This window comes from Streptococcus parasanguinis, from assembly GCF_015556095.1.
GTDB classification, from domain to species: domain Bacteria; phylum Bacillota; class Bacilli; order Lactobacillales; family Streptococcaceae; genus Streptococcus; species Streptococcus parasanguinis_Q.
This window is the reverse complement of record NZ_JADNLT010000009.1, coordinates 13,798-37,604: the sequence shown is the minus strand read 5'-3', so window position 1 is coordinate 37,604 and position 23,807 is coordinate 13,798. Positions and strand designations below refer to the sequence as shown.

Annotated in this window: 25 protein-coding genes; 3 read left to right on the top strand and 22 right to left on the bottom strand. The window is 43.4% G+C overall.

All coding sequences use genetic code 11. The features are described from left to right. Positions 1 to 88: 88 nt before the first annotated feature. From I2E70_RS08750 to I2E70_RS08685, 14 genes are all read right to left on the bottom strand, one after another. Positions 89 to 364: an HU family DNA-binding protein gene (locus I2E70_RS08750; protein WP_003006038.1), complete on the bottom strand. Its 276-nt coding sequence runs from the start codon at positions 362 to 364 to the stop codon at positions 89 to 91. 110 nt (positions 365 to 474) lie between these two features. Next, a complete protein-coding gene (locus I2E70_RS08745; protein WP_049472934.1) occupies positions 475 to 1,308 on the bottom strand; it encodes a DegV family protein in 834 nt (277 codons plus the stop codon). A gap of 89 nt (positions 1,309 to 1,397) precedes the next feature. After that, positions 1,398 to 2,126, bottom strand: coding sequence for a metallophosphoesterase (locus I2E70_RS08740; protein WP_021152788.1), 729 nt, complete (start codon positions 2,124 to 2,126; stop codon positions 1,398 to 1,400). 20 nt (positions 2,127 to 2,146) lie between these two features. Further along, the gene (gene recN, locus I2E70_RS08735) at positions 2,147 to 3,805 is read right to left on the bottom strand and encodes a DNA repair protein RecN (RefSeq protein WP_195424456.1); all 1,659 of its coding nucleotides are present in this window, start codon (positions 3,803 to 3,805) and stop codon (positions 2,147 to 2,149) included. A gap of 6 nt (positions 3,806 to 3,811) precedes the next feature. Then, positions 3,812 to 4,246 (bottom strand): arginine repressor, encoded by a 435-nt coding sequence (locus I2E70_RS08730; RefSeq protein WP_003006022.1) that lies wholly within the window; start codon positions 4,244 to 4,246, stop codon positions 3,812 to 3,814. Beyond that, positions 4,236 to 5,054, bottom strand: coding sequence for a TlyA family RNA methyltransferase (locus tag I2E70_RS08725; protein ID WP_195424454.1), 819 nt, complete (start codon positions 5,052 to 5,054; stop codon positions 4,236 to 4,238). Before I2E70_RS08725 ends, I2E70_RS08730 begins: the two co-directional genes overlap by 11 nt. Next, a complete protein-coding gene (locus I2E70_RS08720) occupies positions 5,047 to 5,922 on the bottom strand; it encodes a polyprenyl synthetase family protein (protein WP_195424452.1) in 876 nt (291 codons plus the stop codon). Before I2E70_RS08720 ends, I2E70_RS08725 begins: the two co-directional genes overlap by 8 nt. Then, positions 5,919 to 6,131 (bottom strand): exodeoxyribonuclease VII small subunit, encoded by a 213-nt coding sequence (locus tag I2E70_RS08715; protein ID WP_003006013.1) that lies wholly within the window; start codon positions 6,129 to 6,131, stop codon positions 5,919 to 5,921. Before I2E70_RS08715 ends, I2E70_RS08720 begins: the two co-directional genes overlap by 4 nt. Further along, a complete protein-coding gene (gene xseA, locus I2E70_RS08710; protein ID WP_195424450.1) occupies positions 6,109 to 7,449 on the bottom strand; it encodes an exodeoxyribonuclease VII large subunit in 1,341 nt (446 codons plus the stop codon). The genes I2E70_RS08715 and xseA overlap by 23 nt, the downstream gene beginning before the upstream one ends. A gap of 235 nt (positions 7,450 to 7,684) precedes the next feature. After that, on the bottom strand, positions 7,685 to 9,139 hold the full coding sequence (locus I2E70_RS08705) for a glycoside hydrolase family 32 protein (protein ID WP_195424448.1): 1,455 nt from the start codon (positions 9,137 to 9,139) through the stop codon (positions 7,685 to 7,687). Positions 9,140 to 9,148: 9 nt separating this feature from the next. Next, positions 9,149 to 10,024: an NAD(P)H-hydrate dehydratase gene (locus tag I2E70_RS08700; protein WP_125826179.1), complete on the bottom strand. Its 876-nt coding sequence runs from the start codon at positions 10,022 to 10,024 to the stop codon at positions 9,149 to 9,151. Between the two features lie 52 nt (positions 10,025 to 10,076). Next, complete coding sequence (locus tag I2E70_RS08695) at positions 10,077 to 10,850, bottom strand: HAD-IIB family hydrolase (RefSeq protein ID WP_125826178.1); 774 nt, start codon at positions 10,848 to 10,850, stop codon at positions 10,077 to 10,079. Positions 10,851 to 10,863: 13 nt separating this feature from the next. Next, the gene (locus tag I2E70_RS08690; protein WP_037599252.1) at positions 10,864 to 11,718 is read right to left on the bottom strand and encodes a bifunctional methylenetetrahydrofolate dehydrogenase/methenyltetrahydrofolate cyclohydrolase; all 855 of its coding nucleotides are present in this window, start codon (positions 11,716 to 11,718) and stop codon (positions 10,864 to 10,866) included. A 165-nt stretch (positions 11,719 to 11,883) separates the two neighbouring features. Then, positions 11,884 to 12,114, bottom strand: coding sequence for a DUF1797 family protein (locus I2E70_RS08685; RefSeq protein ID WP_003005989.1), 231 nt, complete (start codon positions 12,112 to 12,114; stop codon positions 11,884 to 11,886). A gap of 247 nt (positions 12,115 to 12,361) precedes the next feature. On the opposite strand from I2E70_RS08685, the gene I2E70_RS08680 reads away from it, so the two are divergent. From I2E70_RS08680 to I2E70_RS08670, 3 genes are all read left to right on the top strand, one after another. After that, entirely contained in the window at positions 12,362 to 14,617 is a 2,256-nt protein-coding gene (locus tag I2E70_RS08680) for an ATP-dependent Clp protease ATP-binding subunit (protein WP_195424446.1), read from the top strand. A 264-nt stretch (positions 14,618 to 14,881) separates the two neighbouring features. After that, entirely contained in the window at positions 14,882 to 15,331 is a 450-nt protein-coding gene (locus I2E70_RS08675) for an NUDIX hydrolase (protein WP_195424443.1), read from the top strand. Positions 15,332 to 15,398: 67 nt separating this feature from the next. Next, entirely contained in the window at positions 15,399 to 15,701 is a 303-nt protein-coding gene (locus tag I2E70_RS08670; RefSeq protein WP_155168825.1) for a DUF1827 family protein, read from the top strand. A gap of 80 nt (positions 15,702 to 15,781) precedes the next feature. Here I2E70_RS08670 and I2E70_RS08665 read toward each other — a convergent pair whose 3' ends face one another. The 8 genes from I2E70_RS08665 to ftsZ form a co-directional block, all read right to left on the bottom strand. Continuing rightward, positions 15,782 to 16,216 carry a GNAT family N-acetyltransferase gene (locus I2E70_RS08665; RefSeq protein ID WP_155168823.1) on the bottom strand — a complete coding sequence of 145 codons (435 nt, stop codon included), beginning with the start codon at positions 16,214 to 16,216 and terminating at the stop codon, positions 15,782 to 15,784. Positions 16,217 to 16,276: 60 nt separating this feature from the next. After that, the gene (gene ileS, locus I2E70_RS08660; RefSeq protein WP_195424441.1) at positions 16,277 to 19,069 is read right to left on the bottom strand and encodes an isoleucine--tRNA ligase; all 2,793 of its coding nucleotides are present in this window, start codon (positions 19,067 to 19,069) and stop codon (positions 16,277 to 16,279) included. A gap of 254 nt (positions 19,070 to 19,323) precedes the next feature. Continuing rightward, the gene (locus I2E70_RS08655) at positions 19,324 to 20,151 is read right to left on the bottom strand and encodes a DivIVA domain-containing protein (RefSeq protein WP_070589611.1); all 828 of its coding nucleotides are present in this window, start codon (positions 20,149 to 20,151) and stop codon (positions 19,324 to 19,326) included. A 9-nt stretch (positions 20,152 to 20,160) separates the two neighbouring features. Further along, a complete protein-coding gene (locus tag I2E70_RS08650) occupies positions 20,161 to 20,952 on the bottom strand; it encodes an RNA-binding protein (RefSeq protein WP_070589613.1) in 792 nt (263 codons plus the stop codon). A gap of 6 nt (positions 20,953 to 20,958) precedes the next feature. Next, complete coding sequence (locus tag I2E70_RS08645) at positions 20,959 to 21,222, bottom strand: YggT family protein (RefSeq protein WP_070589614.1); 264 nt, start codon at positions 21,220 to 21,222, stop codon at positions 20,959 to 20,961. A gap of 1 nt (position 21,223) precedes the next feature. Further along, positions 21,224 to 21,859, bottom strand: coding sequence for a cell division protein SepF (locus I2E70_RS08640; protein WP_070589616.1), 636 nt, complete (start codon positions 21,857 to 21,859; stop codon positions 21,224 to 21,226). Between the two features lie 9 nt (positions 21,860 to 21,868). Beyond that, positions 21,869 to 22,537 (bottom strand): YggS family pyridoxal phosphate-dependent enzyme, encoded by a 669-nt coding sequence (locus I2E70_RS08635; protein ID WP_070589618.1) that lies wholly within the window; start codon positions 22,535 to 22,537, stop codon positions 21,869 to 21,871. Between the two features lie 2 nt (positions 22,538 to 22,539). Beyond that, entirely contained in the window at positions 22,540 to 23,805 is a 1,266-nt protein-coding gene (gene ftsZ, locus I2E70_RS08630) for a cell division protein FtsZ (protein ID WP_049474213.1), read from the bottom strand. Positions 23,806 to 23,807 lie beyond the last annotated feature (2 nt).

The following is a 23,807-nucleotide window of genomic DNA, read 5'->3' as shown; positions in this document are numbered from 1 at the left end:
TTTCTTTTTTCCTATTATACCCTTATCCTATAGAGCTGTCCAACAAAAAAACCACCCTAGAAATCTAGGATGGCTTTTCAAAATGCAATTATTTAACTGCTTCTTTAAGAGCTTTACCAGCTTTGAATGCTGGAACTTTAGAAGCTGCGATTTTGATTTCTTTACCAGTTTGTGGGTTGCGACCTTTACGAGCTGCACGTTCACGAACTTCGAAGTTACCGAAACCGATCAATTGAACTTTTTCACCTTTTGAAAGGTATTCTGAAACAGCTGCAAATACAGCGTCAACTGCTGCTGCTGAGTCTTTTTTAGTCAATTCTGTAGCTTCTGCCACTTTTGCGATCAAATCTTGTTTGTTAGCCATTTAACAAATCCTCCAAATTTTTTTAGGCTTTACGCCTTAACAGTACTATAATATCTAAAAAAAGCCTTTAGGTCAAGTACTAAACCTGTTTTTTCAAACATTTATTCAGCTTATTCGTAGCGCACCAAAACTGCAAATGCATTCTCACCTGTATGGGTTTGAATAATCGATCCAGTTTCGAGAACAGGGATCGCTTTTTCAACGAGCGATTGCAACTGAGCCTTCATTTCATTGGCCCACTCTGGTGTCCCTGCATAAGAAATCCCGATCTCAGCCACCTTACTATGGGAAAGTTTCTCTACCAATTCATCCAACCATTTCTTAAAGGTCTTGTTTCCACGTCCCTTGACGATTGGTTCCAACTGATGGTCCTTCATTTGCATCACCACACGGATGTTAAGAAGCGAGCTCAAAAGTCCGGTAACACGGCCAATCCGACCACCTTTAACTAGATTTTCCAAGGTAGATACGCCGATATACAACTCTGTCTTTTCTTTGACTTCTTCAATACGAGCTAAAACGGTGTCTAGATCTGCTCCTTCTTTAGCCAACTTAGCTGCCTCAACCACTTGAAACTTCATGGCTTGGTCTGTAAAGCCACTATCAATCACAGTTACTTCTGCCCCTGATAAGGTTGCCCCTTGGCGAGCTGCCTCTACGGTTCCTGACAAGGCATGAGACATATGAATCGAAACGATATGAGCTCCGTCTGCTGCTAACTTTTCATACACCTCCGCAAAGACTCCAACGGGTGGTTGGCTGGTCTTTGGAAGATTTTTGCTAGATTGCATTAAGCGCAAGAAGTCCCCTTCGCCCAACTCACTGTCGGAATAAAGGACTCCATCCACCATAACAGAAAGTGGCACAATGGTGATGCCATATTCTTCAACCACTTCAGGCTCAATTGTAATAGATGAGTCTGTAACTATTTTAATATTTGCCATATATTTCTATACTCTTCCTAAGAATGTTCTGCTTTCATTATATCAAAAAACACGGGGTTTTGCAGTGAAAGATATCTATTCCTGCTTCCTCAGTCGTCTGCAGCAGAAAAACCTGTATTATGAAGGACATGGTCATGGACAATGCCTTGATCATCCAAGAGCAATCCATGGAGGACTCCACCAAAGACAGCGCCCCCATCGACGCCCATTTTCTGATCTGAAATCCAAAGATTTTCGGTACCGACTGGCTCATTGAGCAGTCCATAGACCGGTGTATGGCCAAAGACGATCCATTTGCCTGTATGATTCTCCGCTTCATGGAATGGTTTTCGGATCCAGACCTTTTGATAATCACTGGTTTCTCGCCAATTTTCAAGGGTTAGATCCACACCAGCGTGGACAAAATAATAGGTCTCTGTCTCGTAGTCAAAAGGCAAACTACGGATGAAGGCCACCAAGTCAGGAACGGCATTTTCTACTGCTTGCGCATCCGCAATGCCATCTACAGGAGCATCGAGCGGCCGGCCTAACAGAGAGTTGATAGTCGTATCGCCACCATTTCTTCGGTAGTGGTCATAACGCTCTTCTGGATTGTCCAACCAGGCTAAAAACATGTACTCGTGATTCCCGGAAAGGCAAACAGCTCCGTGATGGTCTACGTAGTCCTTTACGATTTCAATTGATCGTTTGCTGTTTTCGCCTCGATCTATCAAATCCCCTAAAAAGACCAATTGAGCTTTTCCATCCCATTCTGTCATGAGCTCTTCTAGCATTTGTGCTTTTCCGTGAATATCTCCGACTACAAAGTATGTTGACATTGTTTCAAACCTTCTTTCTCTTAACGCTTGAGAAGTTGCTCTGCTTGTTGACGGGCAGCTTCCGTTAGATCCTCTCCTGCCAGCATCTTGGCAATTTCTTCAATTCGTTCTTCTCTATTGAGCAAACGCACAGTAGATACAGTTGAGTGTTCATCACTGATTTTCTCAATATAGAATTGATAATCTGCTGCAGCGATGACTTGAGGCAGGTGAGAAATGGCAAGCACTTGGCCATTTTGACCAATCTTATGAATTTTCGCTGCAATGGCTTGAGCCACGCGCCCAGAGACCCCTGTATCCACCTCGTCAAAGACGATACTGGTTTTTCCTTCTTTTCGAGAAAAAGCCGACTTAATGGCCAACATCAAGCGTGACAATTCTCCGCCGGATGCTACCTTGACAAGAGGTTTAAAGTCCTCTCCTGGGTTGGTCGAAATGTAAAATTCGACAGCTTCATTTCCCTCACGATTAAACTTAGCTTTGCTAAAGCGCACTTGAAAGCGCGCCTTGTCCATGTAAAGGTCCGCTAATTCTTGCTGGATTTCATTTTCTAAAGCTTGGGCCAGGGCATGCCGCTGATCACTCAAATCTTGAGCCAAGGATACCAAACTCTTTTCCAAACGTTTGAGTTCTTTTTCTAATTTCTCAGATGAGAGGTCACTTCCGGTGAGGAGACTATATTCTTTAGTAATTTGCGCCAGGTATTCCAAGACATCCTTGACTTGGCCACCATACTTTCGCGTGATGGAGTGGATCAAATCCAAACGCGATTCCACCTGCATGAGGCGATTGCCATCAAACTCCAGACCATCGACCACATCTTCTAAGCGCTTGGTAATATCCTCAAGGGCATAGAAGGTTTCCGATAACTGGCTTGAGAGCTCTTTGTAGCTGGGATCATATTCTTCAATACTTTCCAGATCATTCATAGCTGAGCGAACATTGGAGAGGCTCGAAAATTCTTCTGCATCCAGCATGGTATAGGCATTGGTTAGGGTATCTGCAATCATCTTGTGATTGAGCAGGCGTTGGCGTTCTTGCTCCAGACGCAGGTCCTCATCCACTTCCAAGGCAGCTGCCTCAATCTCTGCAATTTGAAACTCCAACATCTCAATACGGGCCTTGTTTTCCTGCTGGTTGCGCTGAAGTTCCACTACTTGTTTGCGCAGACGTTTGTAATCTTCAAAGGTTTGACGATAAGCGTCTTTGGTTTGGAAAAAGGCTGCATCCCCAAATTCATCCAGCATAGCGATATGCAATTGGGGGCGCATAAGTTCTTCCTGATCATGCTGGCCATGGATGTCCACCAAATGTTGACCGACTGCCTTTAAGACAGATAAATTCACCATCTGACCATTGATCCGGCTGACACTTCGTCCATTTTGCAGGATCTCTCGGCGAATGATCAATTCATCGGTCCACTCTAGTCCTTGCTCTTCAAAGAGAGCCGTCAGATGGCGATTGCTCTCAACAGTGAAGAGACCTTCGATTTCCGCTTTTGGGGCTCCGTGTCGAATGACATCCGTCGTTGCGCGGCTTCCCAGCATCATGTTCATGGCATCGATAATGATGGATTTCCCTGCACCTGTTTCCCCTGTCAGTACCGTCATTCCCTTTTCAAAATTTAAGGAAATCTCTTCGATAATGGCAAAGTTCTTAATCGACATTTCTAATAGCATAGGCTCTTACCACCCAAAGATTGATTTGAGGATATTCTCTGCTTCTGGAGCTGAATAGGCGATCAGCAAGATCGTATCATCATCTGCAACAATACTAAAGATATGCTCCTTATAAATCTCCCGCAAGCGACGTTTGACTAAAGGAGCCGTCCCTGGAACCATGGTGAAATTGACATATTCTCCCATGCGGCGATGAGACAAGATATTGCTTTCGATCATCCCGATCCCCTGGTGGTGCTTACGTGGCAATTCATAGACATAGGTCATGTCTTTTAGAGGGCGTTTTACGATGCCCAATTCTTTGATATCCCGTGACACTGTAGCTTGGGTTGCTGAGATGCCTTCTTCTTTCAAATGTTCGACGATCTCTTCTTGCGTCCCCACTTCATGATCGCGAATGAAGCGACGAATTTTTTCTAATCTGATATTCTTACTCTTCATGTTTAAATTCCTTGTGTGCCAGCTCCACAACAGCCTCCAGCTGCTCTGTCGTTGGCTTTGTTTTCTCTTCTTTTTTTTCTAGATACATCAAAAATTCGATGTTGCCATGGCCTCCTTGAATAGGGGAATAATCCACTCCCATTACCGCAAAGCCATGTGTCCCTGCAAAAGCAGCGACCTTTTCAAGAACGGCTAAATGAATCTTAGGATCCTTAATAATCCCATTTTTCCCGATCTGTTCGCGTCCTGCCTCAAACTGAGGTTTCACCAGCGCCACGACTTGTCCATTTTCTGCCAAAATCCGGTGAAGGGCTGGCAGAATCAAGTCTAAGGAAATAAAGCTGACATCGATGCTCGCAAAGCTCGGTGTCGCTTCAAAATCATCTGGCTCGGCATAGCGGAAATTGAACTGTTCCATCGAGACCACTCGAGGATCATTGCGCAATTTCCAGGCCAACTGATTGGTCCCGACATCCACCGAAAAGACCTGGCTAGCTCCGTTTTGCAGCATGACATCCGTAAAGCCACCTGTAGAAGCTCCAATATCGATGGCAATCTTGTCCTCTACAGACAAACCAAATTGGTTCAGGGCTTTTTCTAATTTAAGACCGCCCCGGCTGACATATTTGAGCTTTTCACCCTTTAATTTCAACTCGGTTGCTTCATCAATTTTTTCACCCGGTTTATCGAAGCGCTCACCATTGATGACGGCAACGACAAGACCTGCCATCACCCCTCTTTTGGCTTGTTCGCGGGTATCAAATAGGCCTTGTTTATAGGCTAATACATCCACTCTTTCCTTAGCCATCTATTCGTAATCCTTCTATTAATTTCTTGATCGCTCGCGGATCAAAGTCGCAAGCAGTTGTAATCTGATCCAACAAGTCCACGCAAGCGTCTAATTCACTTGTCAGCAAAGCTTTTGATTCTTCCAATCCCAACAGGGCTGGATAGGTCGATTTTTCAGCTACTAAGTCTTTTTGAGGGGTCTTACCCAAAGCTTCAAAATCAGCGACCAAATCCAAAATGTCATCCCGCACTTGAAAAGCCAGGCCTAATTTTTTCCCGATTTGTTCTAAGAGCTGACCAATGTCCGCTTGCAACTCTAAAATCAAACCTGCTGCGATGAAAGGATAGGCAAGGAGGCATCCTGTCTTATTGGCATGGATGGTCTGCAACTCTGCTAGCGTGAGCTGTTTGTGCTCCCCTTCCATGTCAAGGACTTGGCCAGCTACCATTCCACGACTACCGGAAGCATCTGACAATTCAAGAATCAAAAAGACCTTGACCGCATCAGGAAGGGCACTCGCAGCAATCATTCCAAAGGGATCGAGGAAAAGTGCATCTCCTGCTAAAATCGCCAAGTCTTCTCCAAATTTCTTGTGGTTGGTCAATTGCCCCCGACGGTAATCGTCATTGTCCATGGCCGGTAGATCATCATGGATAAGGCTTCCTGTGTGGATCATCTCCAAAGCCCCTGCCACTTGAAAATGAGCCTCTGTCAACTCCTGTCCGAAGGCTTCTAACAATTCTAGAAGAAGCATTGGGCGTAGGCGTTTTCCACCTGCTTGGATCGAATAAAGGACCGACTCCACTAAATGGGGGGCGATGGATGTTTCCTCATAAAAAGAGCGAATCGCTTGCTCTACTCTATTTCGTTTTTCTTCTTGTCTCATGCTAGATCCGCTTCAGTACCATCTGCTTGCATGACCTTGACCAAGGTTTTCTCTGCTTGATCCAAGGTATCTTGCAATTCTTTTGACAACTTCATTCCTTTTTGGAATTCTGTAATCGCTTCTTCAAGAGCCACATCACCACTCTCCAATTTTTGGACGATGGCTTCCAAATCTGCTAAATTTTCTTCAAATTTCTTTTCTTTCGACATGTTTTACCTCTACTTCTAACTGGCCATCTCTCATGATGAGGGACAGCGGGTCTCCTTCTTTTACTTTCGCAACCGAATCTAGGACCTGATCGTCTTGCTTGACCATGGCATAGCCACGCGCAATAATCCGACTGGTATCGAGCATCAAGAGGGCTTCTGATAAGCCTTGGACCTTGATCTTTTGCTCTTTTAGGACTTGTTCCATTCGGTTGGTTAAGAGTCTCTTATCTTGGAGCAGGCGGTCCTGGTAGCGCTCGATACGATGCAAAGGAGACGTGGCTTCTAAGCGATGACGCAGACCTTGCAGCTGATTGGCCCCTTGTCCATAAGCATCGCGCATTCCTTGTTTCAAGCGCAATTGCAACTGGTCAATCTTTTGTAGGTAGCCATCATAGAGTCTTTCAGGCTGTCTAAAAATAACCGATTGACTTAATTTGGCCAAGCGTTCACGATTATAGGCCAAGCGATTGGACATAGCTGTTGCCATGCGATTTTCCTGCTTTTGTAAATGGGACAAGAGATCCAACTTCGTTACTGGAGTGGCCAATTCAGCAGCGGCTGTCGGAGTAGCGGCTCGTCGGTCTGCTACAAAATCGGCTAGAGTCGTGTCTGTCTCATGCCCAACACTGGAGATAATCGGAATCCGCGATTCAAAAATGGCGCGCACCACTACTTCTTCATTAAAGGCCCAGAGATCTTCAATTGAACCACCCCCACGACCGATAATCAAGACATCCAAATCATCCCGTTGGTTAGCCCTTTGAATATTAGCAACCACCTCACTAGATGCACCTTCACCCTGAACCTTGGTCGGGTAGAGCACAATCTCAACACCAGGGAAGCGTCGGCTCACCGTTGTGATAATATCGCGAATCACGGCCCCACTTTGACTGGTGATGACCCCGATCTTTCTTGGAAATTGTGGCAGAGCTTGCTTCCACCGATCCTGAAAGAGCCCTTCTTCGGTCAACTTTTTCTTGAGTTGCTCAAATTGGATGGCCAAGGCCCCTACTCCATCTGGCTCAGCCTTTTCAATGACAATGGAATAACTCCCACTTGGCTCATAGAGCTGAATGCGACCGATGACGTTGATCTTCATGCCTTCTTCTAGCTCAAAACCAAAGCTTCGATAAACCCCAGCCCAGACCGTCGCCTGAATAACCGCTTTTTCATCCTTTAATGAAAAATACTGGTGGTTGGGGCGTTTTCGGAAATTGGAGACCTGCCCTGTCAGATAAACCCTTTCCAAATAGGGATCCTTATCAAATTTTAATTTCAAATATTTGGTCAAACTTGATACGGATAAATAGTTGGACATAGGAACTCCTTTCTGCAGAATATGATCAAGTTTAATTATACCAAAAATCACCAAAAAAGGTTGGCAGACAAAGCGAAATCATGAATTTCCTTTCTCTACAAGCCTCATTTTATTCAAGTTGCTCTCTACTTGTCTGTTTGACACCAGCTTCCTTAAAACTCAAGACCAAGTTGGAATACACAAAAAAGACAAGTCACAGGACTTGTCTTTTATTCTTTAGGAGGCTTTTGTGTCCCTATTTTTGATAGGTTTTCACGACCAATTCGACCCCTTCATCTGCCGTAAGGGTATAGACGGGATTCTGACTCGTTTCATAAAAGGTCATCGAGAGAGTTTTGCCATCCACGAATACTTCGATGGAGTTGGTATCGCGAATGATCGAAAAATGATGATCCTTTTCAGCATCCAACTGAATCCATCTCGATTGAAATGCTGGATTTTCTTTTCCAGAAATGGGGTGCCCAAATTGGTCTCGACTTAAGCTAAAGCGTTTTTGAGAGGCGTCGTAAATCAATTGCAAGACACTATCAGGATCAGTTTCATCACCATAACCTAGGATAAAGGAGCGACCCGGTTTGGCATTTAGTTCAAACAAGGTTTGTTTCCCTTTCGCTGGGATCGTGATCTGATTGCCCTTAACAATGGTTTCTGACGCATGCTCTACAAGAAAGTGTTCTTTCACTGACTCAGGTAACTCCTGAACCAATCGTCCGTCTTTCAAGGACAATTTTCTTGGAAGAGTCATACTACCTGCCCACCCATGAGCTAAATCATGACTGGGGATAGACCGGTGCCACATTTGCATCCAGGCAACCATGTATCGTTCGCCATTTGGTCCTTGACAAGTTTGAGGGGCATAGAAATCCAAACCACCATCCATTTCATCATAGGAATCGACACGAAAGTGCCCCGTTTCCCAATTCATGTCACCGATAAAGGCAACCGTCGAATTTAAATTCCAGTATTTTTCTTGCTGCCTTTCCATTTCAATGGGAGACAGGATCAAGACCCATTTGCCATCTAAAGGGAAGAAATCAGGACACTCCCACATAATCCCTTGCCCTTTTTCACCTTCTAGAAGGACTGATGTAAAGGCCCAATCTACTAGATTACTTGATGCAAATAGGAGAATTTGACCTCTATCATCTGGCGTCTTAGAAGCAACGACAGCGTAATAGCTTCCTTGGTATTCAAATACTTTAGGATCACGAAAATCTGCAATATCTGCGATCCCCTCAATATGTTGAGCATGGATCACTGGATTAGTAGGCAACTTTTCAAAGGTAATGCCATCTGTTGACACCGCAAGACACTGAGTCTCTTCCCGCTTTTCCTCATCGTCTACATGACCAGTATAAAGCAAATAGAGCTTGTCATCTTTCACAATAGCACTACCCGAGAAACAACCATCCTTATCATAGCTTTCACTTGGCGCTAATGCTACTGGCAGTTCTTCCCAATGGAGAAGATCTTTTGATTTGGCATGCCCCCAATGCATGGGCCCCCAAACACTATCATAGGGATAGAATTGGTAAAACAAATGGTATTCCCCACGGAAATAAACAAAGCCATTTGGATCGTTCATCCAGCCGATTGGAGGTAGCAAATGAAATGCTCCTCTATATTGCTGGTTAACCCTCTCCCTGTTTTCATCGATATACTGATTTGCTTTCCGAATGCTTTCCTTCATCTTTTTTACCTATTTTCTATTTTCAGTGCTGATAACCTGATCTTTGTCACTCCTCTTCTTCATCCATTTGGGGATTTCTTGGCTGATGGTTGTCGGTAGAACCACATAAGCCTCCTTGCTCAAGTCTTCAGCAATGGCTGAATGAAGATAGGTCGCAACCACCACGCGCTCATAGAGAATGACCTGTGGGAATTGACCCGCAAATCCTGCGATCATCCCTGCCAAGGTATCTCCCATACCCCCTGTTGCCTGATAGGGACCACCAACATCTAGCTGATAGCCCTCATCTTGCCCACTTGTCCAAATGCGGGTGTGAGGCCCTTTTTCTACAATGACAGTCCCTTTAGGAAAGTTCTGTACTGCTCTTCGACTCTTGTCTTCAGTCTGGCTTGCTAGATCAAGCCCTGACAATTTTTCCCATTCTTTTTGATGAGGGGTAAAGACCAACTGAGCCTTTGGCAATTCAAAGTGAGAGCTTGCAAGAAGACTAATAGCCCCTCCATCTAAAATCAAAATTTGCTGGCTAGAGACCTGCTCAAAAATCATTTGCAAGATTGCTTGGCTTTCTCTTGCTTCCTTTAAGCCCGGTCCTACGAGAATCACGCTAGCTTTTTGGAGTTGCTCACAAAGGAGTTGGTGATCGGCTAGATCAAAGCCCATGGCTTCAGGAAGATGGCTATGAAGGGCTGTCAGATTATCAGGATCTGTTGCGACAGTAACCAGCCCCGCACCACTATGAACCGCAGCAAGGGCTGCCATAATAATAGCTCCTCCATAGGGGTAAGTTCCTCCAATCAGGAGCAGGCGACCAAAATCGCCCTTATAAGAATTCTCCTCTCGCTTCACAATAACACGCTGGATCTCTTCTTTCTGAACTGTTCTCATACCTTCCTCATTTCTAGCGAAAAAGAAGAAGCCACGACTCCCCCTCCATCTTTTATTTTCCTCTGAATTCTGCAAAGACTTGCAAGATCTTAGCAGCCACAGCTTGTGGTTGATTTTGTTTGGCTACCAATTGATCATCCGCATAAGGCTGAAGGGCTGGAAAATCACCAATCTGAACTGCATAAAGAGCTTTTTCAAAGAGCTCGATATCATTTTGATCATTGCCAAAAGCCACGAAATTCTCTCCACAGAGTTCTTCTACGGTTGTCGCTTTATGAGTGTCTGCTGGATTGAGATAGATGCATTTTTCATGCGCATGATAGCGGATATGGGCCTTATCTGTCTTTTCGATCCGCTCGATGATCTCATCCACGAGCTCCTCATGGCCACCCATATAGATCACGACCTTAATCGGATCTGTCAGCTCCTCTAATGAACGATACTGGGCTTTCTTGAGGGGATCTACATTAGCAACAAAAGGAATCTTTTCCAAAATCTGTCCACTATAATCAAAGGTATCATCCACAAAAAATGGTAGATTGTAATGGCGGCAAAAGCCAAGGATTTCCCGATACACGTCCTTGTCCAATTGTTCCTCATATACCAATTGCCCCTGACGATAGGCCAATCCACCATTTAAACCAATCACGAGTTGCTGACTCAATGGGTCCCCTAAAAGGCCCAAGCAGTCTCGGTAAGAACGTGCAGAAGCAAAGGCGACTTCATGGCCAAATTCTTCTGCTCTCAATAAGACCTGTTTGATTTCATCATCGATTGTGACACCATCGAATGACAGGGTTCCATCTAAATCAAATACAAACTTCATCTTGTTCACACTTTCATTTTTTTAAGGCACGAACAGCTGCTTCGTAGGTCTGCTCCATCAGCATGGTGACGGTCATAGGCCCAACCCCTCCTGGTACCGGGGTAATATGACTGGCCAAAGGTGCAACGGATTCAAAATCGACATCCCCACACAATTTGCCATTCTCATCGCGATTCATTCCGACGTCAATAACGACGGCGCCTTCTTTCACGAAGTCTGCTGTTACAAATTTCGCACGACCGATCGCAACAACCAAGATATCTGCTCTTCTAGCAATTTTAGGCAGATGATGGGTCCGAGAATGGGTCAAGGTTACCGTCGCATTTTTGGCGAGGAGCAACTGCGCCATGGGTTTTCCAACGATATTGGAACGACCAATCACGACTGCTCGCTTCCCTTCTAGATCAATCCCATACTCTTTGAACATCTCCATGATCCCAGCGGGAGTTGAAGGCACCATGAGAGGATTTCCAGCCCATAAGCGTCCCATATTCAATGGATGAAAACCATCCACATCTTTTGTCGGATCAATCGCTAAAAGGACTGCATCCGCATCGATATGCTTAGGCAGTGGCAACTGTACCAAAATCCCATGCCAAAGGGGATCTTGATTGTAGTGTTCGATCACTTCTAATAATTCAGCTTGGCTGATGCTTTCAGGAAGTCGTCTCACTTCACTCCGAAAGCCTGCCGCAATAGCAGAACGCTCTTTATTTCTTACATAGATTTTGCTAGCTGGATTATCTCCTACCACGATGACAACGAGGCCAGGCACAACTCCTGTCTCTTCTTTTAATCGTGCTGTTTTCTTCGCAATCTCACCCTGTAATTTTGTAGCGAGCGCCTTCCCATCAATGAGTGTCGTCATATCAATTCTCTTTCTAGTCAAGTAATGAAAATAGTCCTCTCTATTATAGCAGATTTCAACTCTCAAACCTAACTGTTCCTAATTAGAATTTCCTATAGACGAAAACTATAGCCAGATGGACAAAAAATGAGCTTGAGACCACCCCAAACTCATCCACACAGCTGCTTAGTAAAGCAATTCATAAATTTCCATTGCAATTAAATCAATGCTATCAAATGTATAGGTTTCACGCGCTTCAACATCACGAAGTGTAAAGGTTGAACCTTCTTCTTCATTGTGGTTGTAGGCTACTTCAGCGACAACAACACCGTCACGTTCAAAATTACGTTTCAAGTTTCCACCGTCTTTTGTCATTGTCTCCAAACGGTTGATAATCCGTACTAAATGTGATTCCATTTTATTTCTCCTCTTTACTTTCTACTCTCCTATTTTATCATAAAAGAGAAAGCTCTTCCAATAAAAATTCACATTTTTCCATTGATTTGCTCTTTCTTCAATCCTTAGCGACATTCCGTAGCAAATTCTTGCAAACTTCTAGAATACTGATATAATGAAACTATAAATCTTTGACTATTTTTGACCTTTTGAAAATAGGCTCGTCTCTTGATGGAAAACCATCAAAAACCTACTGTGAGGTATGTATATGCTTTGTCAAAATTGTAAAATAAATGAATCAACCATCCATTTATATACAAATGTAAATGGACGTCAGCAGCAAGTAGACCTCTGTCAAAATTGCTATAAAATTATGAAAACAGACCCTAATAACAGCTTCTTGAAAGGCATGACCCAACGTAGCCAACTCACTGGAGATCCTTTTGAAGATTTCTTCAATAACCTTGGAAACTTCCAAAGTCCGCAAGAACCTCAAACCCCTCCAACTCAATCCGGAGGCAGTTATGGAGGTGGCGGCTACGGCCAAAACAATAACCGTGGTGGTCAAGACCCTCGTCAAGCCCGTCCTCAAAAGCCAAAAGGTCTTTTAGAAGAGTTCGGCATCAATGTCACAGAAATTGCCCGCAAAGGGGATATTGACCCTGTCATTGGCCGTGATGAGGAGATTATCCGTATCATCGAAATTCTCAACCGTCGAACCAAGAACAACCCGGTTCTGATCGGGGAACCTGGGGTCGGAAAGACTGCCGTTGTGGAAGGCCTGGCTCAAAAAATCGTCGATGGCGACGTTCCACATAAATTGCAAGGAAAAGAAGTCATCCGCTTAGACGTCGTGAGCCTCGTTCAGGGCACAGGCATCCGTGGTCAATTCGAAGAACGCATGCAAAAATTAATGGATGAAATTCGTCAACGAGAAGATGTTATTCTGTTCATCGACGAAATCCATGAAATTGTTGGTGCAGGATCAGCTGGCGAAGGCAATATGGACGCTGGAAATATCCTCAAACCAGCCTTAGCGCGTGGAGAACTTCAATTAGTCGGTGCTACTACCCTCAATGAATACCGTATCATTGAAAAAGATGCGGCCTTGGAACGTCGGATGCAGCCCGTTAAGGTCGATGAACCAACGGTTGAAGAAACCATCACCATCCTCAAGGGTATCCAGAAAAAATACGAAGACTACCACCACGTCCACTATACAGACGGAGCTATCGAAGCGGCAGCTATTCTTTCAAACCGCTACATCCAAGATCGCTTCCTGCCAGACAAGGCCATTGATTTGTTGGATGAAGCGGGCTCTAAGATGAACCTGACCCTAAACTTTGTGGATCCAAAAGTGATCGACCAGCGCTTGATTGAAGCGGAAAACCTCAAAGCCCAAGCGACGCGCGAAGAAGATTTTGAAAAAGCAGCCTACTTCCGCGACCAAATCGCGAAATACAAGGAAATGCAAGGTCAACATGTCACCGATCAGGAAACCCCTGTCATCAGTGAAAAAACGATTGAACACATCGTTGAACAAAAGACCAATATTCCTGTTGGTGATTTGAAAGAAAAAGAACAGTCTCAATTGATCAATCTGGCTTCTGATTTGAAAGCTCATGTGATTGGTCAAGACGATGCCGTAGATAAAATCGCGAAAGCCATTCGACGCAATCGTGTTGGCCTAGGATCACCTAACCGTCCGATCGGAAGCTTCCTCTTTGTCGGACCTACCGGTGTCGGAAAGACCGAATTGTCTAAACAATTGGCGATCGAGCTCTTTGGCTCTGCAGACAATATGATCCGCTTTGATATGAGCGAATACATGGAAAAACATAGCGTAGCGAAACTAGTCGGAGCTCCTCCGGGCTATGTTGGCTACGATGAAGCTGGACAACTAACGGAAAAGGTTCGTCGCAATCCATACTCCCTCGTGTTGTTGGATGAAGTGGAAAAAGCCCATCCAGATGTCATGCACATGTTCTTGCAAGTTTTAGATGATGGCCGTTTGACAGATGGTCAAGGCCGTACCGTCAGCTTTAAAGATACAATTATCATCATGACCTCTAATGCTGGAACCGGCAAGGCTGAGGCAAATGTTGGTTTTGGAGCTGCTCGCGAAGGTCGAACCAACTCTGTACTGGGAGAACTCGGGAATTTCTTTAGCCCTGAATTCATGAACCGTTTTGATGGCATCATTGAATTCCAACCTCTATCAAAAGAAAACCTTCTCCAAATCGTTACCCTTATGCTCGATGAGGTCAATCAACGTCTCGCACAAAATGAGATTCATCTGGATGTGACAGAGAAGGTCAAAGAAAAATTGGTCGATCTGGGATACGATCCAAAAATGGGGGCCCGCCCACTCCGTCGTACCATCCAAGACCATATCGAAGATGCCATTACAGATTATTACCTGGAACATCCAAGTGAGAAACAACTCAAAGCCGTCATGACCAGCAATGGGAATATTAGTATCAAAGCTGTTCACAAGACGGCAGAAAAGAAGTCAGAAGCATAATCAGTAAATGTACATTTAGAGACTGGGACAAAAGTCCTAGCCTCTCAATTATTTTTGGGTTGTCGAGCAAGACGCAGTGGTTGAGTGGGCTCTACTACGCTGATTTCATCAGCTTTTACAGCCCTACTCAACTGTGCGGAGGTGGGACGACGAAATCGAATTCTAACGAATTACCGATTTCTGTCCCACTCTCTTTCTTTTTTCCCTCCAGATTTTTGCTAAAAAATATGATATAATGATGAAAAAATAAGAAAAGAGAAAACCATGACCATTCCAAGTTTTGGTGAAAAAAAACATGATGTGACCTACGTCAATCGCTATGGTGTCTACGCTGTTATTCCCAATAAGGACAAGGATCAGATCATCCTCGTTCAAGCTCCTAATGGAGCCTGGTTCTTGCCTGGCGGGGAAATCGAGGCAGGTGAAGATCACTTGCAAGCTCTGAAACGGGAACTGATCGAAGAATTAGGCTTTACCGCTGTCTTAGGTCAATACTATGGCCAAGCAGATGAGTATTTCTATTCCAGTCATCGTGACACCTACTACTACAATCCTGCCTATATTTATGAAGTGGTAGACTATAAAGAGGCTCAAAAACCACTGGAAGATTTTAACAATCTTGCTTGGTTTCCTGTAGATGAAGCTATTGAAAAACTCAAACGTGGCAGTCACAAATGGGGCATTGAACAGTGGAAAAATACCCACAAAAAATAAAGGAATTCTTTCACAAAAAATAAAAAAGTGCTATAATAAATGAAGATAGAGGTTAGGAGGAACTCATATGAAGCTCATTAATACCACAAATAGTCATGCTACCTTGGTTAAAAATCAACTTGCTAGTACTGACGCCTTGCTTGTCGAGGTTTATTCCGCGGGCAATACTGATGTTATTTTTACACAAGCCCCAACCCACTACGAATTGTTGATCAGCAACAAACACCGAGCTATTCGTGAAACTGAAGTAGAATTAATTCGTGAGTTCTTTTTAAAACGTAAGATTGATCTTCAAAACATTGACCAATCCGCTATTAAAACCCTCTACTCTGATAAACTAATTGAAATTTCCTTTCCAATTACTAAGTAAGGCCAATTTGCCTTACTTTTTTTTTGGTATCTTTTTCCAAAAAAAATCCTTTCACCTCGATTATGAGATGAAAGGATTCTTTATTTCTGAAAGATCATTTTTACGTGAGGGGAAGAAGCCAAGATAAAGGGCTCGCTCACCGTTTGAAAACCTAATTTTTCATACAAGCCGACCACCTGTTCTTGAGCCTCAATTTCAATGGTCCGTCCAGGAAATCTCTGTTCACACAGGTCCAAAATTTGCTCTACCATAGCTTTTCCTAGTCCTTGACCACGGCTACCTTTGGAAACAGCCACTCTGCCAAAATGAATCGTCAGTCCCGTTGCGAATATGCGAGCATAAGCATCCACACGTCCTTCCCTATTTTGATGAAAAAGATGGATAGATCGATAATCAATATCATCGAGATCATTGTAGGTCCTAGTTTGTTCCACGACAAAGGTCTCTAATCGCAGCTGAACGATCTCGTAAAACTCTTTCAGTTCTAGTTCCTTAAATTCTTTCTGGTACCACATAACTTCCTCTTTATTGAAAAGTCGCAAGGAGACTCTCTCCCTGCGATTTTTCACTTCTTATTATTTTGCTTCAAATCCTTCTGCGACTGCGTCCGCAAAGTTCTCTTCGACAATGCTTGCACAGTGATCACAGATGGTTGCGTGGTAGTGGCGTTCTGCAGTTGTTGGATCGATACGACGGCAACGGTCACAAACTTCACCAGCTGCACGTTCAACCGTGAAGGCTACATCTTCAAAGGTCACTGCACCTTCTGGTGCTGGGCCTTCTGCAATGGTCAACTCAGAAACAATCAAGAGTTGAGCGACATTGTTATCAACAGCTCCAAGAAGTGTTTTCACCACTTCATTTGGATAAACTGTCAAGTGAGCTTCTAGTGATTTACCAATCACTTTTTCATTACGTGCTTCTTCCAAGGCTTTTTGAGCTTGACCACGGAAGTCCATGAAGGCTGACCAAGTATCCAAGATTTCTTCTTGGTTGGCAAACGTTTCTGCTTCTGGCAATTCTGATAATTGAACAAAATCCTCTGCTTCAAACTCAAGGTATGACCAGATTTCTTCAGCAGTGTGAGGAAGAATTGGCGTCAAGAGTTTAGTGATTTTCACCAAAATATCATAGAAGACAGTTTGCATTTGACGGCGTTCAAGAGATTTCGCTCCTTCGATGTAGACAACATCTTTGGCAAAATCAAGGTAGAAGGCTGACAGATCAACATTGATAAAGTTAACCAAAGTCTTATAAATCCTCAAGAATTCGAAGTTTGCATAAGCGTCACGAATCGTCTTAACAAGTTGGTTAAAGCGGATGGTCATGTACTTATCAACAGAACGAAGTTCTTCATAAGCGACTGCATCCTCAGCTGGGTTAAAGTCAGATGTGTTAGCAATCAAGAAACGAAGGGTATTACGGATCTTACGGTAAGTCTCAGAGACTTGGCTCAAGATATCCATAGAGATCCGCACGTCGTTGCTTGAGTCTACACTTGTTACCCAGAGACGCAAGATTTCAGCACCAAATTGCTTTTCAACATCGCTTGGAGCAATGGTATTCCCAAGAGATTTAGACATCTTCTCACCTTTACCATCCAAGGCGAAACCTTGGGACAAGATTTGTTTATAAGGCGCTACACCATGGTTCGCCACAGATGTGATGAGTGATGAGTTGAACCAACCACGGTATTGGTCTGAACCTTCTAGGTAAAGATCTGCTGGGTATTTGAGTTCTGGACGGTTAACCACGACCCCATTCCATGATGAACCTGAGTCAAACCAGACATCCATGATATCTGTTTCTTTTTTGAACTCACCATTTGGTGAACCTGGATGGGTAAATCCTTCTGGCAAGAGGTCTTTGGCATCACGTTGCCACCAAACGATTGATCCGTGCTCTTCAAAGAGTTGAGCTACATGTTCGATGGTTTCAGCTGTCATGATTGGTGTGCCATCTTCAGCGTAGAAGATTGGAAGTGGAACTCCCCATGCACGTTGACGAGAGATCACCCAGTCACCACGGTCACGAATCATGTTGTAAAGACGGACTTTCCCCCATTCTGAGTGGAATTTTACTTTTTCAATTTCATCCAAGATTTCTTGGCGGAATTTTGAAACAGAAGCAAACCATTGTGGCACGGCACGCCAGATGATTGGTTTTTTCGTCCGCCAGTCAAATGGGTAGGAGTGAGAGATTTCTTCTTGAGCAAGAAGTAAATCGCCAAGTTTCTCAATAACCGTTGGTACAACCTTGTCGTAGAACTGACCTGCAAAATCAGGACCAGCATTCTCCATCATAATACCGCGTTCGTTAACCGTAACGGCTACTTCGAGGCCATTTGCAATCCCTACATTGTAGTCATCCTCACCAAAACCAGGAGCCGTATGGACAATACCAGTACCTGAATCAAGGGTTACATGCTCACCAAGGATCACCAATTCATCAACTTCCGTATCCCATGGGTGTTCTGTAACGATATGGTTCAATTCTTTCCCTTGGTAAGTAGCAAGGACTTCAACATTCTCCCAACCGAATTTTTCAGAAAGGCTTGGCAAAAGCTCAGACGCTACGACATACTTACGATCAGATCCAGCAGGTTTCACTACGACATAATCAAAGTCTGCACCTACTGTCAATCCACGAGAAGCTGTAACCGTAAATGGAGTTGTTGTCCAAACAACGATGTAGGTATCTGTATCTAGGACACCCTTACCATCTTTAACTTTGTTAGCATAGTAAAGAGAAGTTGATACCAAATCATGGTATTCAATCTCTGCTTCAGCAAGGGCTGATTCAGAAGACCAAGACCAGTAAACTGGTTTAGCTCCGCGGTAGATATAGCCTTTATTAGCCATTTCACCAAAGACGCGGATTTGCGCTGCTTCATAGTCAGGCGTCAAGGTGACATATGGATTTTCCCAGTCCCCAGAAACACCCAAGCGTTTGAAGTCTTCACGTTGTTTATCTACTTGAGAAAGAGCATATTCACGGCAGAGTTTCAAGTACTCAACCAAGTCCATTTCCTTACGTTTCACGCCTTGTTTAGCCAAGACTTGCTCAATTGGCAAACCATGGGTATCCCAACCTGGGATATAAGGGGCATAAAAGCCTGACATAGACTTAGAACGAACAATGATATCTTTTGAAATCTTGTTCATAGCATGTCCTACGTGAATGTTTCCATTGGCATACGGAGGTCCATCATGAAGTGTAAAATGCGGTTTTCCTTCATTCAACTCTTGACGGCGTTGATACAATTTTGCATCTTCCCATTCTTTTTGCCAAACTGGTTCTTTCGTTGGAAGACCAGCCCGCATTGGAAAGGCTGTTTTCCCAAGGTTCAATGTTTCTTTAAGTTTCATTGTGTCTCCTTATTGATTTAAAAAGCTATAAAAAAACACGAGCATCCTAAAAAGGACGATTGCTCGTGGTACCACCTTTGTTCGAGAAGTCGCAAGAGACTTTCTCCTCTCATCCCGTAACGAGGGAAACGTCCGTTCTTACTCAATAATTCAGAACGAATACTGTAAAAGGATCATCCATTAAGAGGGAGTGCAGATCTTCCACCATCATCTGCTCGCTAGACCTATCATTAATGGATCTGTTTTTACAAAAATTATAAAATATTGACAGATTCACGATTTGCATCATCTTCAGGTTGAACAGCTTCTTCAACCGCAACAACCTCCTCATTTTCATGACGAGCGTGCTCTGCTTCTTCTAAAGCGGATTGAACTTTTTCATTCAAACCTTCAAACGCTTGTGTCGCACCCAATTCTAAGTTAGCTGCTTCAATGCGTTTTTGCAATTCTTCGATTTCAGCTGGAGAGAATTGACGAGTCAAATCAATGTTCTCATCTTCTGCATGATGATGGTGAACAGATTCACCCAAAGCTTTCTCAACAATTTCACGGAAAGCTTCATCACTTGTTTGAATATACATAGCTGTTGGGCGAAGAATTTCATCCCATTCAGGCGTATCGATAATGCTCAATTGGCTTTCGATTGTTGATTTCAAACGTTGATGGAAGACGCGTGTCTTGTTCTTCAACTCCTCTGTTTCAACGGCAACCTTCTTGGCGTTATCCGTTGCATGACGAAGGATTTCATTTGCTTTTTGTTTTGCTTCATCTACTAAATGTTGTGCATCTTGTTCAGCTTGACGAACAATATTTTCAGAACGTTCGTTAGCTGCTTGTTTTACACGTTCAGCAGTATCTTGTGCAATCAAAACAGATTGACTCAATGAATCTTTCATTTCATCAAAATAGTTTAAGCGTTCTTCAAGAGCTTGAATTTTTGCTTCTTGATCATGATTTAAACGAACAAGATCTTCATAATCGCGAACAACGATATCTAGAAATTCTTCTACTTCGTTCGCATCATATCCTCTAAATTTAACGCCAAAAGTTTTATCTTTAATTTCTAAAGCAGTAAGAGCCATAACTCCTCCTCATTTTTTACTTAAGAGTACTTCAACAGTTACTTTATATTTTCCACTCTTTGAAATACCATTTTCAGAAACAATTTTAAGACGCCCAAAGCGTCGGACACTGACTAAATCATTCAAACTTACAGCATAGCTAACATTGGAAGTCGTCGCATAATTAACTTTCACCAAGCCAGAGCTAATCAACTGACTGGCTTGTGAGCGCGAAAGCCTGAAGGTCCCAGCAATCACCTTGTCTAACCGGAAACTCGACACGAGAATATCTCGCTGCTGGCTTTCTTCTTCTACAACAATCTGTTCAGATAGAGGAACTTCCCTAAGCTTAACAGGCACACAAGAAATTTTCTGGATGTGATCCATGAAATAGGGAACAAAACGCTGTTCAATAAAAACTTGGATCTTTCCTTCACTCGTTAGAATATCTCCAAAAGACTTGCGCTCCACTCCTAATTGGTGAACAATGGTCCCCAGAACCTGGGAATGGGTCAAGTGATGAAATTTGGAAGCATAGACCATCTCTATTAAGGCCAGATCAAAGTCACTTGGATCCAATTGATAATAATCCGGAGCCACAATGACCTTGGCATACTCCATTTTCTGCTCATCACTGGAAGCAAAGACCTGTAATTGATAGCTTGCCGCAACATTTCGTAAAATAGCGACCTGATGAGGGTTTAAAAAACCCGTCACTTCAACAGAATAGCGTTCAATTACTCTTTCTGACAATTCAATACAACGATCAATAAATTCGTGATCTTCGCGATTGAAATGTTGATAAATCTCTTTCTGTCCCATCGTATTCTAACCAATCAAAAATAGAAACAACCGAGCTAATAGCTGATTCATTAGGTTCAAGACCAAAAGTGCTACAAGAACCGTAAAATCCAAGCTTCCAACCTGCAAGGGTAACTTTCTAAAAAGGCTCAAAAATGGTTCAACTAGGCGGTGAACCATTTGTCCAAGAGTACTCTGAGGTGCCCCAGGGAACCAAGAAAGTAAGGCATAGATGACAAGAATGATGGAATAGATTTGAATGATATTTGAAAGATATTGAAAGATAATCATCTTAGCGATTACGTTTCATATCATAGTCGAATTCTGTCACTTCCACATCATTTGGAAGGCGAATATCTTCCACATTAACGACAACATTAATTGGAGTCAACAAGTACATGGTGCTTGCAACACGGCGAAGATTTCCTGCCAAAACATAACGAGCCCCATCCAAATAATCCAAACAACGACGGGCTTGTACCTCTGTCATATATTGGAAATCAATCAAGATACTCTCATTAGATAGTAATAGATCGACAATTTCAGTCGCTTCCTCGTATTTACGGGGATAGCGTACATCAATGGTAATCTTTTCATCTGTATTTGCACGATTAGCAGCCAATTCACGTTGACGTTCATGCAAGCGAGTGATATTTTCAGATGTATTTTTCGTTGTAGACATAGATTCCTTCACAGCTGCTGTAGATACAGGAGTTGTAACAGGTGCGACAGGAGTCGATTTTGGTTTTGGTTTTACCGGTTCTTTTTGACTAATCTGTGGACGTGGAGAAGTCACTTGAGGAGTTGGCTGTGGCTGTGGAACTGGCTGTGTTTCCGCACCAGCTGCTTTTGCCTCGCTAACTTCTACTTCTTCACCGTCTTCTGTGAAGTAGTCAATAAAGTTGTTAAATTTATCTTTTAATGACATAGTTCTTTCCTATTTAAAAAATGATGTCCCAATTCTAACATAAGTCGCTCCGTTCGCAATGGCTACTTCAAAGTCACGACTCATACCCATACTTAGTTCTGAAAAAGGCATATTTTTTAATTGTTTCTTTTCTAGTTGTTTCTGAAGTTGGTGAGTTTTTGAAAAAATATCCTGCAACTCTTCTTGACTAGCCTCAAAAGGAGCCATCGTCATTAAACCAACAATTTCAATTTTGTCCAGCTGTGCGATTTCCGCTAAAACATCATCCAGTTCATCGGGTGCAAATCCATGCTTACTTTCTTCCCCAGAAATGTTCACTTGGAGGAAACACTTGATCGGGTGTTCTGCTCGCTTTTGAATTTCTTGAGCTAGTTTTACCGAATCCAAGGCATGAAAGTAATCAACGAGATTGATCACGTCTTTTACTTTTCGCCGTTGGAGGCTCCCAATCAAGTGCCAAGTGAGATCATAGTCTTTTAGAGCTTGATACTTTTCTAGGAATTTATCAACACGATTTTCACCGATATGTTGGATACCTGTTTTTACCAGTGCTTCTGTTGTTGCAACATCTACATACTTGGTGACAGCTATCACATTAACTTGATCTTGGCGGTTAGCTTTGTTTCTTGCTGTTTCTACTTGTTGCCGTACAAGATCAGCATTCTCTACCAGATTCATGATTAACGATTCCGGAAGAATGGTGGTGTTTCCAATTCATCATCATCTGAAGATGAATCTACATAACGATCAACTTGATGTGTTGATGTTGGTTCAGTTTGGCGAACGATATTCTCACGGCGAATATCCCAATCACCAAAAGCTGAGCCACGGTTTGGTTCTACCGCTGGACGACTTGGAGTTGTTGGCAATTCAACATCTTGTTTCAAATCAAATTCACGGTCAAATGGTGCCGTTTGTGGGCGTTGTTCACGTGGTCCTGTTTTATAAGGACGTTGTGAGGAAGCAATCCCGCTGACGCGTTCTACCTTGTCTTGACGGACACCGGTTGCAACAACCGTCACGCGGATTTCATCTTTAAGAGATTCATCAATAGATGTACCCAACCAGATGTTCACTCCGTGACCTGCAGCTTGGTTCACAATTTCTGAAGCTTCTTCAGCTTCGATCAATGTCATATCCAAACCACCTGTTACGTTGACGATCACGTCTTCAGCACCGTCAATGGTTGTTTCAAGAAGTGGAGAGTAAATTGCTTTACGAGCTGCTTCGATCACACGTTCTTCACCACTACCAACACCAATACCCATGAGGGCATTCCCTTTGTTTTCCATAACAGTCTTCACGTCTGCAAAGTCAAGGTTGATCAATCCAGGACTTGTGATCAAGTCAGTGATCCCTTGAACACCTTGACGAAGAACGTTGTCAGCTTCACTCAACGCTTCAAGAAGCGGTGTCTTCTTGTCCACAATTTCAAGCAAGTTGTTATTAGAAATAATCAACAATGTATCTACATGTTCGCGAAGTTCATTAATCCCTTCAATAGCGAAGTTCCCACGTTTTGAACCTTCAAACCCGAATGGACGAGTAACAACTGCTACTGTCAAAGCACCAACTGCTTTAGCAATACGAGCGATGACTGGTGCAGCACCTGTACCAGATCCTCCACCCATCCCTGCAGTGATGAAGACCATGTCTGCACCTTGCAAAGCTTCTGTTAACACTTCTTCGCTTTCTTCAGCTGCCTTGCGACCAACTTCAGGTTGACCTCCAGCACCCAATCCACGAGTCAATTTTGGACCCAATTGGATAACTGTTTCAGCTTTTGCACTTGAAAGTGCTTGAACATCTGTATTAGCTGCGATGAATTCTACACCGGCAACGCCTTCGTCAATCATACGATTGATGGCGTTACCGCCACCGCCACCGACACCGATTACTTTAATTACTGCACCTTGTGCCGCTGCTGTGTCAAATGAAAATGTCATAA